We start from the raw sequence: 17,697 nt of genomic DNA, 5'->3' as shown, positions 1-17,697 counted from the left end.
ACATGGCACAACAAGAACGATTTCATGATTTACCGTTAGAAGAAGTGATTGGGGACCGTTTCGGTCGCTATAGTAAATATATTATCCAAGATCGTGCACTTCCAGATGCACGTGATGGATTAAAGCCTGTACAACGAAGAATTTTATATGCAATGTATGCGGAAGGAAATACACAAGATAAAAACTTCCGTAAAGCTGCCAAAACAGTCGGTAACGTAATTGGTAACTATCATCCGCATGGTGATTCTTCTGTTTATGAAGCAATGGTGAGAATGAGCCAGGATTGGAAAGTGCGAAATGTGCTGATTGAGATGCATGGAAATAACGGGAGTATCGACGGAGATCCTCCTGCTGCCATGCGTTATACGGAAGCAAGGCTTTCTGCAATTGCATCAGAGCTTTTAAAAGACCTCGACAAGGAGACGGTCGAATTTGTCGCGAACTTTGATGATACAAGCAAAGAGCCTGTTGTCTTACCAGCGATGTTTCCCAACCTTCTTGTGAACGGGTCAACAGGGATTTCAGCCGGTTATGCGACTGATATTCCGCCGCACCACCTAGGAGAAGTGATTGATGGCGTGATTAAGCGAATTGAACAGCCGCATTGTACGGTTGAAGATTTAATGACAGTCATCAAAGGGCCTGATTTCCCAACAGGCGGGATCATTCAAGGTGTGGATGGAATTAAGAAGGCATATGAAACAGGAAAAGGAAAGATTATGATTCGCGGAAAAGCGGAGATTGAAACCATCCGCGGTGGACGCCAGCAAATCGTGATCACAGAAATTCCTTATGAAGTGAATAAGGCCAATCTTGTCAAAAAGATGGACGAGTTCCGCATTGAAAGAAAAGTAGAAGGGATTTCAGAAGTTCGGGATGAGACGGACCGTACCGGCCTTCGGATTGTTGTAGAGCTGAAAAAAGAAGCGGATGCGAATGGTGTCTTGAATTTCTTATATAAAAATTCTGATCTGCAAATCCCTTATAACTTTAATATGGTCGCGATACATAACAGAAGACCGACTTTAATGACGCTTACAACTGTACTAGACGCTTACATTGCTCATCAAAAAGAAGTGATGACGAACCGCTCAGCATACGAGCTTCGAAAAGCAAAAGAACGTCATCATATTGTAGATGGATTAATTAAAGCTCTTTCCATTTTAGATGAAGTCATTGCGACGATTCGTTCGTCTAATGATAAGCGTGATGCGAAAAACAATTTGATGGAGAAATATGATTTTACAGAAGCTCAATCAGAAGCGATTGTTTCTCTCCAGTTATATCGTTTAACAAATACAGATATCACTCAACTAAGAGACGAAGCAAGAGAGCTTGACGTGCGAATTGCAGAGCTTGAAGACATTTTAGCGAATGAGAAGAAGCTGTTTAAAGTCATTACGAACAACTTGAAGAAGTTGAAAAAGACGTATGCTGATGAAAGACGATCCGTCATTGAGGAAAAAATTGAAGAAATTAAGATTAACCTTGAAGTGATGATCGCATCAGAGGACGTGTACGTCACAGTCACAAAAGATGGATACATCAAACGGACAAGCCAGCGTTCATATGCTGCATCAAACGGTAAGGACTTCGGTATGAAGGATACAGACCGACTGATTCACCAGTTTGAAATGAATACAACAGATGTTCTTCTGCTCTTTACGAATAAAGGGAGCTACATTTACTGTCCAGTTCATCAGTTGCCAGATATACGCTGGAAAGACATGGGGCAGCACATTACGAATATTATTTCGATTGATCGCGATGAAACCATTCAAAAAGCGATCCCAATTAAAGAATTCGATGAATCATCGTATCTCTTGTTCTTTACAAAAGGCGGTATGGTGAAGAAAACAGAGCTTCTCCAATATAAAGCGCAGCGTTATTCAAAACCGCTTGTCGCCTTGAATTTAAAAGGTGATGATGAACTTGTAGATGTTCATGTCACAACAGGTCAGCAAGAATTGTTTATTGCAACGAAAAATGGCTATGGATTATGGTTTGATGAAGAAGAAGTGAGTGTGGTCGGTCCGAGAGCGGCTGGTGTGAAAGGTATCAATTTGAAGGACGGAGACGAGGTGGTCTCTGGACAAATCATTGATCCGAAGAACAATGTGCTTGTTCTCACGACACAAAGAGGTGCTGTGAAGCGGATGAACCTCTCTGAATTTGATAAGACTTCAAGAGCAAAACGTGGAGTCATCATGCTAAGAGAATTAAAGAAAAACCCTCACAGAATTGTTGCTGTGATTGCTGCTTCACTGCACGATACACTTGAGATTGATACGGAAAAGGGTGCCACGATCCCGCTCGATATTTCCACACTAAGGGCAAATGATCGTTATAGCAATGGATCGTTTATTTTAGATGAGGAAGAGCAGGGAGAAGTAACTCAAGTTCTTTTATCACCTGCTGCATCTGACCAAGATGACAATAAATAAGCAAAACGAAAACCCCCTGCCTTACGCAGGGGGTTTTTTTATGATGAGGTCAATTTAACTCTCGTGATTGCCAAACATGCTTGTAATGGCATGCACTACTTCAATTCCTTGGTAAACGAAAAGAGAAAGTGAAGTGACAGAGAATAGACCTAGAATGAATACTCTTAAGAAAAATAACATCGTGTAAAACCTCCCAATTTTTGTTTGATTTAAATGGTTGGGTTAACACGAGTTACTCGGAAATTCGAAGACTGGTAGAACACTGCAAGTAAATGCTTCTTTTTCCGGTCAAATCGATCAGTATAAGTGATGCGTGCAAATCCAGCTGCCATACTACCAATGACTAGCAGTGCTGTAAATGCCGCAAATACTGCGTTCACATGTTTTTGTTTCTTTTCATCGCCTGCTGTCTGAACGATTTTCATTTCATGTGATTCTTGATCAGCAACCACCTTTGCATGATGGTATACCTGAACGGAATGAGGCATTGAGAACAAATGAAAACTTGCAAGTGCTATGAATAAGACTGCTAATTTTAACAGCATATTTTTTTTCATTTTTCTCACCCCTTCCTGTTTATTTTCATGATCTTACCACGTTTTCAGTTATTTGAAAAGTCTTATTTTTTTACTTTCCCTCTTTAAAAAAGCGATAAACATCAAGACATCTATAGGACTGTTTCACTTCGTGAAAGGTTTCAATTTTATTTATTAAATTTAAAAAAAGTACCGAGATCAAAGATCTGGCACTTTTCAAAAAGAATGTATTGATGTCGGTTTTGCAACAGCTTTTGTAAAAATTCCTGCAATACAAATGGCAAACAGAACAAAAATAAACGCATGAAGCAGACCGACTTGATTGGCGAGCAGTCCTAAAACAGGGGGCCCTGATAGAGAGGCTGTATACCCAGATAAAGTGACGATACTGACACGTTTGACAGCATAGCGGCTATCATCACCAGCTGCTGAAATGGTCAGCGGGAAGCCTAAGGACGCGCCAAGTCCCCATAAAAAGATAGATATCATACACACGACGAGTGAAATCTTTAAAATCACCAAGAATAGTCCGGCGGCAGCAGATAAGATCGCGACTCTTAGCAACAGCACCCTGCCAAAGCGATCAATGAAACGTCCGCTCAGTAATCTGCCACTAATCATCCCGCACAAAAATAATGCATAGATGACCGTACTCATTGAATGAGAAACCTGATAGCCATCAACCATTGCTAGTGGAATCCAATCATTTGCAGAACCTTCTACAAATGCGAGACATAAGGCAATCATCGCTAATGAGATCGTCCGTTTGTTCAGCCATGATGTTTGAGAAGCCTCAACTGATTCTGTCTGCGTCTCATCCTGATCTTTTCCTGTCCCGTGCGGAATAAACCGTGTACAAATCAGGATGCTGAGAAAGAAAAGGAGTGCAATGGTGAGAAGGTGAATGAGGACAGACACACCTAAATAAATAAAGAGAATTCCGGCACCTGCACCAATTAACGTTCCAATACTGAAAGAAGCATGCAAAATCGGCAGGATCGTTCTCTTGATCTGATACTCAATCTCCGTTCCTTCTAAGTTCATGGCTACATTGCACATGCCTGAGCCTGAACCAAAAAGAAAAAGACCAGCAGTGACAACCAGCGTAGAAGAGAGGGCCGCGCCGATTGCAAGGGTTGAGAATCCAATAAACATCAAAAAAGCGCTGACCACAATCGCCACTCGGCCGCCTTTTTTGCGAACGAATACATTGGAAAGAATCAGCCCGACAATGGAACCTACAGATAAGCCGAGTAAAATGAGTCCCATTGTGCCTGTATCTGCTTGCAATAAATCTCTCACTTCTGGTGTTCTTGAAAACCAAGTGGAGATGGAGATCCCAGACATCGTAAAAATAACAATAATCGCTTTATACCACTTTAATTTCATCTAATCCCTCATATCTATGTAGTCATACAGAACAAATCTACTCGATTATAAATGAGACTTCTTGATTCGTAAATAACATGAGGGAGGATCATCATGAAGAAAATATTCCAACTTCATCATTCTTTGATAGAATAAAGACAAAAGGGGCGATACATATGTCATATCGAATAGGTGTTTTAAAGGGAGACGGGATTGGACCGGAAATTGTTAATTCTAGTATGCGTATTTTAAAGACAGCGCTGTCACAGTTCAAAGAACCATTTGTGGAATTTGTAGAGTGTCCTATCGGTGCTGAAGCCATTCATTCTCATCAAGATCCAGTGCCAGCTTCTACTATAGCCGCCTTGAAAAAATGCCATGGCTGGATATTAGGACCTCATGATTCAGCTTCATATCCTGATCAATTGAAAGAAAGAAGAAATCCAAGTGGAGAACTGCGTCATACATTTGATTTATTTGCAAATATTCGTCCATCGCAATCGCTGCCAGGTGTGAAAAGCGTTGCCAGTGGCGTCGACCTTGTCATTTTTCGAGAAAATACAGAAGGCTTTTATCCAGACCGGAATATGTATCAGGGGACAGGAGAGTGGATGATTACACCAGATGTCGCCATATCTACAGGTGTGTTTACAAAAAAAGCAATTACCCGTATTGCCCACGCAGCCTTTCAACGTGCAGTGGAGAGGAGGGGGAAAGTCACCATTGTTCATAAAGCGAACGTGATCAAATTAGGATCTGGCTTGTTTTTACGAACATGTCAAGAGGTAGCGAAAGCATATCCACAAGTGGAGGTTGAGGATATTCATATTGATGCGATGGCTGCCCATTTAGTGAAACGTGCAGGTGATTTTGATGTGATTGTGACAGAAAATATGTTTGGCGACATTTTATCTGATCTTGCAGGAGAACTAGTCGGCAGTTTAGGAATGGCACCCTCATTAAATTGCAACGAAAATCAAGCGATGGCACAGGCGGCACATGGTTCAGCACCTGATATAGCTGGTCAAAATATCGCCAATCCAATGGGCATGATTCTTTCTACAGTAATGCTTTGTAACTGGCTACATGTGAAATATCAAGATGAAAGATTAAAACAGACAGCTAGTCTGATCGAACATACTCTTGATGAGACCTTAAAAAAGAACTTGAAAACGAAGGATTTAGGAGGAAATGAGACGACGACACAATTCACCGAGGCATTCATTCAAACGATGAATGAAGTTTCAATAAAAGGGAGATGAACATGAAAACAGAAAAAGAAAAGATGATCAAGGGAGAATACTATCATCCAAATGACCACACATTGATGGCAGATCGAGCAAAAGCGCGACAATTGACATTTGCCTTTCAGCAAACAAATGAGCCATCACAGAGAAAGGCCATTTTAAAAGAACTTTTAGGCGCTTGCGGAGAAGATGTGGTGTTTGAAGGCAGAATACAATGTGATTATGGATACAATATCGAGGTTGGCGAGCATTTTTTTGCAAATTTTGATGCTGTGTTATTAGATGTTTGCAAGATTACAATTGGAGATCATTGTTTGTTAGGTCCGAATGTACATATATATACAGCTGGACATCCGTTAAATCCAGAAGAACGTCAAACAGGTATTGAATTCGGCAAACCAGTCACAATTGGACATCATGTATGGATTGGCGGCGGCGCCATTATCAACCCAGGTGTGACAATCGGAGATCATGCTGTCATTGCATCAGGAGCCGTTGTGACAAAAGATGTTCCGTCAAATGTGATTGTTGGCGGGAATCCTGCAAAAATTTTAAAACATTTAGAGGAATGAAAATCTGACGAATCAACCGTTGGATTTTCATTTTTTGTTTTATCTCAATAAGATAAGTATACTTAATAATGAGACAAAGAAAATTCAATTATTGTTTAACTTCCTAGAATATATATTATGTAAACTAATAAATAAAGATATACAGGCTGTACCCCTAATGAAAGACGAGGGTTCTTTGTCTCGAACCCTCTCTCCTCTTTATAATTAAATTTATTGGTTTTGCAATTCATTTTTTTCAAAACGTGCTATATCTTTCATTGCTCCAATGACAATTAGTATATCGTTTTTGTGAATTTGTTCATAAGCAAGTGGGGAAATAATCACTTCTTTCCCTCGTTTGATAGCGACAATATTGATTTGATATCTCGCTCGAATGTCAAGATCATATAGTGACTGATTTTCTAAATGTCCGTTTGATTCAACCTCAATTAATCCATATTCATCAGATAACTCCAAGTATTCGATGACATTATTTGTAATGATTTTATGCGCGATTCTTTTCCCCATATCTCTTTCTGGATGGACAACTCGATCGGCACCAATTTTATTTAGTAACTTTTCATGGTAATCATTATGTGCTTTTGCCGTTACCAGCTTAACTCCAAGTTCTTTTAATATAATCGTTGTTAAAATACTAGCCTGAATGTTTTCACCTATAGCAACAATTACATGATCAAAGAACCCGTAATCTATAGACGTACAATTAGACATGATGTGGTCATTAAAGCCTTATCTATTAGCTTTATCAGTTTATGTTTTGTGTTCATTACCATTTTTTTATTGACGATGACTGAAAAGGCTCCTTTCATTGATATTGTTTTTGAAACTTTCTCAGCGTTTGGTACGGTAGGACTTTCAATGGGATTAACACCGGATTTAACGTTTTTAGGTAAGGTTATTCTTTCGATTCTGATGTTTATTGGTAGAGTAGGTTCTCTAACGATCGTATTTATCTTTATGAAACGAACGAAAAGCCCAATACGTTATCCAGAGGGAGAAGTGTTTGTCGGTTAAAATAAACATTCATGAATTCACCTATAACATGGTGAATCCATGAATGTTCCGAGCTTTTGCTATTCAACCACTTTAACCACATGCTAATCATTACTTTTTTAACTTTTCTTCGCTAAAAATTTCCATTTCCAGTTGTAGTTTCAATAAATTAAAGGGCCCTATTTCTTGTCTTGGTACACTAGTTTAGAAGTATAAAATATAAGCAATCTACACATATAAAAACCAGCGCTCCCTTATGTAATAATGAACGCTGGTTTTTTATTATTTGATGTTTAATCCTTCTTTAATGGACTTTATTGTAATTTCATTTGACCATTCTGGACGGTCAGGATACGTAAAGACAGCATTTGTGACGATTCCATCGAATTTCATTTCTCGTAATTTTCGGTAAAGTGCTTCAAAATTGATTTCTCCTTCTCCAGGATTCAAATGCTGGTGAACTGTTACATTTGCATCTGGTGGATTCACGATGTAACGAAGCCCGTAAGCTGCTTTATGATTTAGTGTATCTGCGATTAATACATGTGCAAGCAGATCTCCTGCCTCATCAAGGTGCTTTTCTACATCACCAATCCCATCGTCATAGAAGAACGCATGGGGAACAGAATACACAAGTTTAATCCATTCTTTATCTAGTGCACGAATCATGCGGATCGCTTCAATGTTCAACTCTATAAAGTCATGTGGATGTGACTGAAGGTTTAGCTTAATCCCTTCTTTTTCAAAGATTGGCATCAGTTCGTCCATTGATCTGACAAATGCTGCTTCACTTTCTAAAGGGCGTGTTTTGTCTCCACTAAATTCACTGTTCATGAGATCAACTCCAAGTTCTGATGTGATCTCAATACATCTTTTCCAGTTTCTCACTGCCGCTTGCCGCTCTTGCTCATTTGGTGAAGACCATTGTTGAACAGGAAGTACAGAAGAAATTTTTACACCTGCATCACGACAATATCTCTTTAAGTCTCTGATCAACTGTTTATCAACTTTTGGATATTCATAAAACCAAATGAAATCTTTACGCGGGGACAGCTCTACATATTCATACCCGAGTCTTGCAACGTTATCAATTGTATCTTTTAAATTTGTATGATCACGGTAATGAGACGGGTCGTATGCTAAAATCATGTTCAATCTCCCTTTCTTTTTCAGCTAAGTATTTATTTTTGGACGGTTGTTAATGCTCGATCATAAAATGCTGGGCGCTCATCAAGGTGAATCGGAGTGACTTCACCAGATACTTTCGCTTCTAAACATGCATCAGATGTGACAGCTGCGACATAACCATCCCATGCTGTTGGACCATTGACTTCACCTTTTAATGTAGAATCAATCCAATCTTGTAGTTCAGCATCATACGCGCTTTTAAAACGAACTTGCCAGTCTACTAAAATATCTTTTGAATGTTTTGCATCAGTACGCAAAACAACCGTAGCAGGCTCAGGAAGATTGGCAATTCCTTTTTCTCCAACGACTTGGCACTGAATATCATATCCATACTCACAATTGACAAAAATTTCTCCACTAATGAGTGCCCCACGTTTTGTTTTCATCAAGACCATGATTGGATCTTGAAGGTGATCAGCCGCTTGACTTGTTTTCTTTGGTGCAATTGTTTGTACTGACACATAATCGTCATTTAGTAACCAGCGGTGAATATCAATTTCGTGGATAAATGTATCGACAATTGACATATCACCAGTATAAGTATCAGGTACTGTTGGGTTTCTATGTGCAGAATGAATGATTAATGGTTCACCAACAGTTCCTTGATCAAGAGTTGCTTTCAATGCTAGATAGCTTGGGTCATAACGGCGCATGTATCCAACCTGCACGAATAACTTCCCTGCTTCGATTTCAGCATTCACAATGCGCTTACACCCTTCTGCTGTTGTCGCAAGTGGTTTTTCGCAGAAAACAGGTTTTCCTGCTTGTATCGCAGCTAATACAAACTCTTCATGTGTTGGTCCCCAAGAAGTGACGATAATCGCATCAACGTCATCAGCTTGAATGAGTTGATGGCCGTCGTTGTAGACTGTTGCATCTAAATGTAATGCGTTTACAATCGCTTGGGCTTGCGCTTGATTCACATCTGTTACTGCCACAATTTTTCCTTTTGACAATGTGTTTGTGATTCTTTTCATATGTTCTTGACCAATTGCACCAGTACCAATAACACCAATTCTTAATTTCATTTGAGAACCTCCCTGAATGAGAGCGCTTTATGTATAGCGCTTGATCGTGTGTGTATCATGATTTTTTTATAAATGGATATTTCTTTTCAAAAGTACTTGTCATAATAAGGCCGACTGCACATACCCCTAAGATGGCTTCAAAATAAAATCCAAATGCGATGCCAAATACATGATTGACCATTCCTGCAATAAACGGACCACCGAAAATACCAAGTGCATATAATGCTTGATACGCACCCATGGCAGTCGCTCTAAAACTTTGTGACACCGATTCAATGGCCATTCCTAGAAGTATTGGAAAAATAAAACCTAATGCAAGTCCACCTACTCCTTGGTTGATATAAAAGATGACCTTTTGTTGAATAAAAGGAATCATACAGATCGAAAATGAGGCAGCCGTAAATGAACCGATTAAGATGTTTCTTTTATTCGCCTCCTTAAGTAGTCTCACAAGTAATAAAGGTGCTAAGGTGTGCGGAATCATAAAAGAACAGACAACGTAAAACAGTTCACTTTGTTTCATGCCGATGGTGAGTGCATACGTTGATGTAAATCCAAACATCGTCGTAAAAATCATACTGTGCGCTAAAATAGACAATAGTGAAATCTTTAGTAACGCTGGTTCTTTCGCGACTTTAATGAGTTGCTTCATTTTCAAATGGGTCTTGTTTTCTGTTTTTTGTTCGAGAATAAAGAGTGATAATACAAGTCCAATCAAGCCGATGAAGGATCCAATCCAAAACGGCGCTTTCCATCCAAAGATATCGACGATATAACCACTAAAGCTCATACCCAACAACTGCGCGAGGACAACGATAAATGAAATGTAATTCATTGCCTTGTGTGATTCATTTTCTTTGAAATAATTCGCATACATTATTGTGAAGGCAACCCATGTTGCTGCTGCTAAGCCAGCAAGACACCTCGCAATAAGCCCCCATATGAAGGCGTCCGTTAAGGCAAATAAAAGACAGCTACAAGTGGCCGTCATCATGCCGAAGACAATAAACGGTTTTCTCATGTTTAAGAAGTCGGAAAAGATCCCCACAGGCAACCTGCAAAAAAGCTGCATCAGCCCGTAACTACTTAACACGATACCAATAAAGGTATAGTGTCCACCAAGTGTTTTTAAATAAGGTGATAAAATCGGGACATAGAGAAACTGTGTAAACCAAAAGAAAAATGAAATGATAGAAAATAGGACTTTGTCTTTCGTGATGACCACATCCATTTATTTGGCAGGCTGTGATCAGAAGAGACACAGCCGCCTGTTCGCTCGTTTACATATAACGAGCTGTAACCATTTTCTTTCTAGTATAGAATTCTACGCCGTCTGTCCCGTTGGCGTGAAGATCACCGTAGAATGAATCTTTCCAACCGGAGAATGGGAAGAATGCCATTGGAGCTGGGACACCCACGTTAACGCCTAGCATACCTGCTTCAATGTTTTCACGAAATTCACGGACACTTGATGCACTGTCAGTGTAAAGGCAAGCACCGTTTGCAAATCTTGAATGGTTGGCAATGTCAATCGCTTCACCAAGTGATTTCACACGTACAACAGAAAGAACAGGTGCGAAAATTTCGTCTTGCCAAATTTTCATTTCTTCTGTAACGTGATCAAAAATCGTTGGTCCAACGAAGTAGCCTTCGCCTTCTGTCTCACTGTCTTTTCTTCCATCACGAATGAGGCATGCGCCTTCGTCTACTCCTGATTGAATGTATTGTAACGTGCGCTCTTTATGACCTTCACGGATGACAGGTCCAAGGAACACATCTTCCTCAATGCCATTACCAATGACAATTTGATTTGATTCAATTACTAATTTTTCAATGAATTCATCTGCAATCTCTTCTTCTACTGCCACAACAGCAGCTGCCATACATCTCTCACCAGCTGATCCGAACGCAGCACCGATGATTTGTTTTATTGCCCCATCTAAATCAGCATCCTTTAAGACGATAGAATGGTTTTTCGCTCCAGCTAACGCTTGAACGCGTTTGCCGTGTTCTGTTCCTTTTTTGTATACATACTCTGCCACTGGCTGAGAGCCAACAAATGAAATCGCTTTGACGTTTTTGTGCTCAAGTAACCCATTTACCACATCATGTGCACCGTTCACAATGTTAAGTACGCCTTTTGGGAGACCAGCTTCTTCAAATAGCTCTGCTAATCTTGCAGCAAGGATTGGTGTTCTTTCAGATGGCTTTAAGACAAATGTGTTTCCACAAGCAATGGCGAGAGGGAACATCCAGCAAGGAACCATCATAGGGAAGTTAAACGGTGTAATCCCGCCAATGACGCCGATGGGGTAGCGATACATACCAGACTCAAGTCCTGTTGCGATGTCAGGTAGTTGTTTCCCCATCATGAGGGTTGGTGCACCAGCAGCGAATTCCACACACTCTATGCCGCGTTGTACTTCTCCTTTAGCTTCTGTTAAGCTTTTTCCGTTTTCAAGCGTCACAAGCTCAGCTAATTCTTCCCATTTCTCCACAAGCAATTGCTGGTATTTGAAAAGGATACGCGCACGTTTTGGTACAGCTGTTTTGGACCAAGTTTTGAATGCTTCGTTTGCTGACTGGACAGCACGATCTACGTCTTCTATTGTTGATAAAGGTACTTCTGCAATTACTTCACCGGTTGCAGGATTGAAAACCTTTTCTGTTTGCGTTGTTGCAGCTTCGATCCATTTGCCACCAATATAATTTTTCACTGTTTTTAAGGTTGTTTTTGCCATGTTTTTTCTCTCTCCTCTACTACTGTTGTGGTTGATTTAGAATGAATTCTTCTGCTGTTGCCATAAACGCTTTGATTTCTTCTACAGATGGCATCGCATCAGATGAACTATGTTTTGAAATAACAATTGATGCTGAAGCACTGCCAAAGCGCATTGCTTCTTGAATTGTCAACCCATTCATTAGTGCATAAATGAGAGCAGATGCATATGAATCGCCAGCGCCAAATGTTTTCAGTACTTTCGTTTTAAAAATGCCCCCGCGATGGGAAAGACCATCTTTTGTATAGGCGATTGATCCTTCCCCTCCATGTTTAATGATGACAATTTTTGCATGATGTGAAAACCATTTATTTGCTGTGAATTCATCGTTTGATGGGCCGTCAACTGTCAATTTTTCCATCATGTCAAACTCTTCCCTTGTCCCGATGATCAAATCTGATTTTTCAGCAGCAAGGTTATAATAAATTGATGTTTCCTCTTCGGACTGCCAAGTATATGGACGGTAATCAACATCAAAAATGACGGTCACTTGATGCTTTCTTGCATAATCTAGCGCAACGAAAACGGCTTCTCTAGAAGGACTTTTTGCTAGCGCTGTTCCTGAGATAAGAATGGCTTTCGCTTGTTTGATGTAATCTTCAGACACTTCGCTGATTTCAAGTTTAAGATCAGCGACATTGTCTCTATACATTAAAATGCTGCATTCTTCGGGGCTTTTAATTTCAGTGAAAGCAAGGCCTGTCACCGCACCTGTTCGATCAATGACAATTCCTTCAGTATCAATGTTGTTTTCTTGCAAATAGCGTGTCGCAAAACGCCCCATTTGGTCATCGGCAACCTTTCCGATAAAGCCTGGCTTCATGCCAAGTCTCGCAAGACCGATGGAAATATTCGCAGGAGACCCGCCGACATATTTAGTAAATGTCACTGTTTCTTCCATTGGACAGTTGATTTCATTTGCATTTAAATCAATACATAATCTACCGATCGCAATGACGTCTAGTTTTCTATCTTGTTCAAAAGTTAAATAGGACATTGTCACTTCTCCTTGCTCGCAGCTAATTTGTGTTCCATAATCCACTCATGTTCCTTGCTGTTATGAAACTTCCATGTCCGAACAGGCCCTGCCATCACGTTCAAATAGTAAATGTCATAACCTGGGGCGCTGATACTGGATGATACCCTTTTGGTACTAAAACAGCACTGCCATCTTTGACAGCCATTGTTTCATCTAAAGAAAGGTCATCTGTATACACCCTTTGGAGCGCAAATCCGTGATCTGGATTTACCTTATGATAATACGTTTCTTCTAAGTAAGATTCATATGGTAAATGATCTTGATCATGCTTATGTGGCGGGTAACTCGACCAGTTTCCTTCTGGTGTAAATACTTCGACTACAAGCAAATGATCTGCAGGCTCTTGCTCTGGTAAAATATTATGAACCTGCCTTGCAATATTGCCTGCTCCTCTATGTTCAACCCCTATATGTTCTGGGGTAATAAGGCGCGCTTTGTATGTGCCTTTTCCTGGAGCAGAACAAATGGCAATTTCTACATCTGTTGTTGCCTCGATATCAAACTTGTCATCATTTGGTATATAGACGGAATATGGAGGAATCTTTTCAAAGATATCCATGCGCTCTCCGATGTTCTCCCATTTTTCTCTTGTTGTTGAAAGGTGGAGTTTACCAGAAAGAATGACAACACAAACCTCTTTATCTCCCGTTTCGCGATGAAGCGTTTCACCTTTTGAGAGGGTATACACATCAAATCCAATATATGTCCAGCCTGCAGATTCAGGCGTGATGCTCAGCACCTTCCCCTCTTTATCACGTTTTTGTCTTGGTACGATTAGATCAGTCATGATGATCACACCTTTCGTTTTTTTAGCATTTTAATATCTTCTTGCTTTATTTAGTTGATTTTCCTTTGCTTCGAATGCTTTTTGTACAGACTCCTGCTCTGATACAGCTGCGATACCAACATGCCACCATGAACCACCGTAACCGTCTGTCATCGTTTTTGGCAGCACTTTGATATCAATCAATGTGCTGACCGTTTGATGTTTTGCATCTTCAATCGCTGCTTTTAGCTCATCAAGTGTATACACTTCATACGCTTTTGCACCGTAAGCTGCTGCTGATTGAGCAAAATTGATTTTCATGATCTCGCCATCAAGCTGACCTGTCTTTTTATTTCTCATACGGAATTCTGTTGCGAAGCTGGAGATTCCGTTATCCATTTGAAGGTTGTTGATACAGCCAAAACCTGAGTTGTCAAAAAGCATAATGTTGATTTTATAACCTTCTTGAATACTCGTGACAAGCTCACTGTGTAGCATTAAGTAGCTCCCGTCTCCAGTCATCGCATATACTTCTTGGTCAGGTGCAGCCATTTTTGCACCGAATGCAGATGCGACTTCGTATCCCATACAAGAATAGCCATACTCTAAGTGATACGTATTTCTCTCTTTTGCGACCCACATACGTTGCAAGTCACCTGGTAAACTCCCTGCTGCGCAAGTGATGATGCTATCTTTTGGAATCCATTCGTTAATGCAACCAAGAACAGTTGTTTGTGGGAGTGTTGTGTTTAATTCTTTTTTGTATTCTTCCATTTCTTCTTTGAAATGCCCTTTGATCTCTGGCTCAAAGTCATCACCTGAGTATTCGATGTTGCGGAGTCTTTCAAGTTCTTGCTCCCACTTCGCTTTTGCTTCTTTAATCTCGTTCGTATAACCAGATTGATAGCCGTCTAGCGCTTTTCTTAATGCACGAAGTCCTAGTTTCGCATCAGCGATGATTTTTGTCGCTTCTAGTTTAGAAGCATGGAAGTCTGATAGATTAATTGTCAGGACATCTCTTTCTGCGTAAAAACGTTTGGATGATGTCGTAAAGTCAGTGAAACGAGTGCCTACACCGATGATCAGATCAGCATCATGTGAGATTTCGTTTGCCGAACTATTTCCTGTCACACCAAGTCCGCCAAGGTTTAATGGGTGCGTGCTTTCAATTCCGCTCTTGCCAGCTTGTGTTTCACTAAATGGAATATTGAACGTTTCTGCAAATTGTTTGAATTCGTCAGCAGCCTCTGAATAGCGAACGCCTCCGCCAAGAATTAAGAGTGGTTTTTTCTTCGTTTTGATCAGCTCAGCCGCTTCTTCGATGCTTCTGGTAGAAGGTGCCTGCCGATCTAAGTAATGCGTACGTTCTTTAAAGAATGACATAGGATAATCCCATGCCTCGCCTTGTACATCTTGAGGTAAAGAGATGGTAACAGCACCTGTATCCATTTGATTTGTTAACACGCGCATGGCGCTGACCATTGCACTCATCAGCTGTTCTGGACGTGTAATGCGATCCCAATATTTGCTGACGGCTCGAAACGTATCATTTGTAGATAAGCTCAGATCATGCGTTTGTTCCATTTGTTGTAACACTGGATCTGGCTGACGAGTAGCAAAGACATCACTTGGCAAAAGAAGAAGTGGAATTTGGTTCGCTGTTGCTGTTGCTGCCGCTGTCACCATATTGGCTGAGCCCGGGCCAACGGATGAAGAGCAAGCGATAATTTGTTTTCGGTGTTTTTGCTTTGCGAAAGCCATTGCTGCATGAGCCATTCCCTGTTCATTTCTTCCTTGATAGACTTCGAGTCTTCCTGGGTTTTCTTGAAGTGCTTGACCAATTCCTACAACGTTTCCATGACCAAAAATGGTGAAGATTCCTTTAATAAATGGTTCTCTTTTTCCATCGAACTCAACATATTGGGCATTTAAGAACTTGACCAATGCCTGACTCATTGTCAATCTAATTGTTTCCATCGTACTCCCTACCTTATCGTATAAATTTATTTCTGCTCTTGAAAGAACCTGAATTAATCAAGCGGTTACTCCTGATTTAATCTTTATCTGTCACTACAATTAATTGAATATGGTTTTCCTCAATAAAATTGATATACTGTGTATCTAATGGGTGATCAGTGATTAAATAGTCTATCTCATCCAAACCGCAGTACGTAACCATTGCATATCTGTCGAATTTCGTATGATCCACAAGTAAAAAAACATCTTTTCCTTTTTTTACAACTAGCTTTTTCATACTTGTTTCAACAGGTGATGAGTTGGTGACCCCATTAGAGATGGAGACACCTGTAGATGCCATGAATACTTTATCAAAATTATAGTAATGAAACTCCTCAGCCATAGAATAAAGGGAAAACGATTTTGTTTTTCGTTCTAGTTGTCCTCCAGTCGAAATCACTTGAAGTTGTTTATAAGGAGTTGCTTGAACGATGAAATCCAAATTATTTGTTACAACTGTAACTTGTTTGTCGTAAATGAAGTGTATGAGCTCTAGTGTCGTCGTACCAGAATCAATAAAGATTACATCTCCATCCTTCACCAGCCTTGCTGCCTCTTTTGCAATCAGACGTTTTTGCGCTTGATTTCTAATTTGTCTGTCTTGAAAGGCTTCAAGCTTCGCATGATTTGCAGCAACGCCCCCATAAACCTTTTGAATATGCCCTTCGCTTACTAATTTTTGAATATCACGCCGAATGGTATTTTTGGAAACGTCAAATGTTGCGACAAGGTCGTCTAAAGATACAGACTGATTTTTCAAGATATATTCTTTAATTTGTTGGATTCTTTTCATTTTTAACATCGTGATCTTCCTTTTCATCATGGCTTATGGCGAGTGGCTTCATGAGATGTTTTTTTATTTGAGCTGGCTAGATCCAAATTCCTTTATTTTCATTTTGACCACATTTTTAATAGCCTCTGTACCTGGGGTTAAGATTGTTTGTGGATCGTACACGTCAGCATCCTCTTTTAACTTAGAGCGTATCGCTTGATTCCAAGCTAGTAGACATTCTGTATTGACATTAATTTTGGCATGCCCTAATGAAATCGCTCTCTGAATTTGTTCATGGGGTATTCCTGAACCACCGTGCAGTACTAATGGGATATTTGTGCATTCTGAAATTTCTTTCATTTCTTTAAATCCAAGCTTTGGTTCACCTTGGTATGGACCATGAACTGAACCAAGTGCTGCCGCAAGTGCGTCTACATTGGTTTCTTGTACAAGTCGATGACAGTCTAACGGATTAGCATATACAATGTTGCCAATCATCCCATCTTCCATACCTCCGACTGAGCCAACTTCTGCCTCTACTGAAACACCTCTTTTCGCAGCATAGCTGACAACTTCGTTTGTCATACGGATGTTTTCGTTTAATGAATAGGCTGAACCGTCAATCATGACAGAGCTGAAGCCTGCTTCAATGGCTGATTGGCACCTAACGACACTCATCCCATGATCTAGATGCAAAGCAACTGGAACTGTAATCGATAAATCCTTCATCAGTCCTTCTACCATTCCAACAATTGTATGAAATCCACCTAAGTAATCAACTAGTCGATCAGAAGCTGCAACAATGACAGGAGAGTTCTCTTCTTCTGCAGCAAGTAGAATGGCTTTCGTCCATTGCAGCCCGTTGATATTAAACTGCCCAATAGCATATTTTGCTTGCTTCGCTTCTTTTAACATCTCTTTCATTGAAACTAATCTCATATTATTAGT

Annotated in this window: 14 protein-coding genes and 3 pseudogenes; 4 read left to right on the top strand and 13 right to left on the bottom strand. The window is 40.1% G+C overall.

Annotated elements, in window-relative coordinates:
* Window positions 1-2 precede the first annotated feature (2 nt).
* Entirely contained in the window at window positions 3-2,444 is a 2,442-nt protein-coding gene (gene parC, locus KFQ09_RS00525) for a DNA topoisomerase IV subunit A (protein ID WP_025207403.1), read from the top strand.
* Between the two features lie 54 nt (window positions 2,445-2,498).
* Here the strand turns inward: parC and KFQ09_RS00520 are convergent, their stop codons facing one another.
* From KFQ09_RS00520 to KFQ09_RS00510, 3 genes are all read right to left on the bottom strand, one after another.
* Entirely contained in the window at window positions 2,499-2,624 is a 126-nt protein-coding gene (locus tag KFQ09_RS00520) for a hypothetical protein (protein ID WP_008343787.1), read from the bottom strand.
* Between the two features lie 29 nt (window positions 2,625-2,653).
* Window positions 2,654-3,001: a hypothetical protein gene (locus KFQ09_RS00515; RefSeq protein WP_236810465.1), complete on the bottom strand. Its 348-nt coding sequence runs from the start codon at window positions 2,999-3,001 to the stop codon at window positions 2,654-2,656.
* Window positions 3,002-3,196: 195 nt separating this feature from the next.
* On the bottom strand, window positions 3,197-4,369 hold the full coding sequence (locus tag KFQ09_RS00510; RefSeq protein WP_255835934.1) for an MFS transporter: 1,173 nt from the start codon (window positions 4,367-4,369) through the stop codon (window positions 3,197-3,199).
* Window positions 4,370-4,446: 77 nt separating this feature from the next.
* On the opposite strand from KFQ09_RS00510, the gene KFQ09_RS00505 reads away from it, so the two are divergent.
* Window positions 4,447-5,610, top strand: a complete 1,164-nt coding sequence (locus tag KFQ09_RS00505) for an isocitrate/isopropylmalate dehydrogenase family protein (RefSeq protein ID WP_255835933.1) — start codon at window positions 4,447-4,449, stop codon at window positions 5,608-5,610.
* Window positions 5,611-5,612: 2 nt separating this feature from the next.
* The gene (locus KFQ09_RS00500; RefSeq protein WP_255835932.1) at window positions 5,613-6,167 is read left to right on the top strand and encodes a sugar O-acetyltransferase; all 555 of its coding nucleotides are present in this window, start codon (window positions 5,613-5,615) and stop codon (window positions 6,165-6,167) included.
* 210 nt (window positions 6,168-6,377) lie between these two features.
* Here the strand turns inward: KFQ09_RS00500 and KFQ09_RS00495 are convergent.
* Window positions 6,378-6,845 (bottom strand): annotated as a pseudogene (locus KFQ09_RS00495) (TrkA family potassium uptake protein); the annotation flags it as partial.
* Between KFQ09_RS00495 and KFQ09_RS00490 the strand changes: the two are divergent.
* Window positions 6,843-7,181, top strand: a pseudogene (locus KFQ09_RS00490) (potassium transporter TrkG); the annotation flags it as partial. The pseudogenes KFQ09_RS00495 and KFQ09_RS00490 sit on opposite strands and share 3 nt — an antisense overlap.
* A 261-nt stretch (window positions 7,182-7,442) precedes the next feature.
* On the opposite strand, the gene KFQ09_RS00485 reads toward KFQ09_RS00490, so the two are convergent.
* From KFQ09_RS00485 to fba, 9 genes and pseudogenes are all read right to left on the bottom strand, one after another.
* A complete protein-coding gene (locus KFQ09_RS00485; protein ID WP_099680755.1) occupies window positions 7,443-8,309 on the bottom strand; it encodes a sugar phosphate isomerase/epimerase family protein in 867 nt (288 codons plus the stop codon).
* A 32-nt stretch (window positions 8,310-8,341) separates the two neighbouring features.
* On the bottom strand, window positions 8,342-9,376 hold the full coding sequence (locus KFQ09_RS00480) for a bifunctional inositol 2-dehydrogenase/D-chiro-inositol 1-dehydrogenase (RefSeq protein ID WP_255835931.1): 1,035 nt from the start codon (window positions 9,374-9,376) through the stop codon (window positions 8,342-8,344).
* A 55-nt stretch (window positions 9,377-9,431) separates the two neighbouring features.
* Window positions 9,432-10,607: an MFS transporter gene (locus KFQ09_RS00475; protein ID WP_255835930.1), complete on the bottom strand. Its 1,176-nt coding sequence runs from the start codon at window positions 10,605-10,607 to the stop codon at window positions 9,432-9,434.
* Between the two features lie 49 nt (window positions 10,608-10,656).
* Window positions 10,657-12,117, bottom strand: a complete 1,461-nt coding sequence (locus tag KFQ09_RS00470; protein WP_255835929.1) for a CoA-acylating methylmalonate-semialdehyde dehydrogenase — start codon at window positions 12,115-12,117, stop codon at window positions 10,657-10,659.
* 19 nt (window positions 12,118-12,136) lie between these two features.
* Window positions 12,137-13,153: a 5-dehydro-2-deoxygluconokinase gene (gene iolC, locus KFQ09_RS00465; protein WP_255835928.1), complete on the bottom strand. Its 1,017-nt coding sequence runs from the start codon at window positions 13,151-13,153 to the stop codon at window positions 12,137-12,139.
* A gap of 98 nt (window positions 13,154-13,251) precedes the next feature.
* Window positions 13,252-13,982: pseudogene (gene iolB / locus KFQ09_RS00460) on the bottom strand (5-deoxy-glucuronate isomerase); the annotation flags it as partial.
* Window positions 13,983-14,012: 30 nt separating this feature from the next.
* Window positions 14,013-15,938: a 3D-(3,5/4)-trihydroxycyclohexane-1,2-dione acylhydrolase (decyclizing) gene (iolD, locus tag KFQ09_RS00455; protein ID WP_255835927.1), complete on the bottom strand. Its 1,926-nt coding sequence runs from the start codon at window positions 15,936-15,938 to the stop codon at window positions 14,013-14,015.
* A gap of 76 nt (window positions 15,939-16,014) precedes the next feature.
* Window positions 16,015-16,779 (bottom strand): DeoR/GlpR family DNA-binding transcription regulator, encoded by a 765-nt coding sequence (locus tag KFQ09_RS00450; protein WP_255835926.1) that lies wholly within the window; start codon window positions 16,777-16,779, stop codon window positions 16,015-16,017.
* Window positions 16,780-16,833: 54 nt separating this feature from the next.
* A complete protein-coding gene (fba, locus tag KFQ09_RS00445; RefSeq protein ID WP_255836257.1) occupies window positions 16,834-17,688 on the bottom strand; it encodes a class II fructose-1,6-bisphosphate aldolase in 855 nt (284 codons plus the stop codon).
* Between the last annotated feature and the right edge of the window lie 9 nt (window positions 17,689-17,697).

This window comes from Bacillus sp. FS02 (genome assembly GCF_024398395.1).
GTDB classification, from domain to species: Bacteria; Bacillota; Bacilli; order Bacillales; family Bacillaceae; genus Bacillus; species Bacillus altitudinis.
Note: the sequence above shows the minus strand (reverse complement) of the source record. Positions and strands in the feature narration are given on the sequence as shown.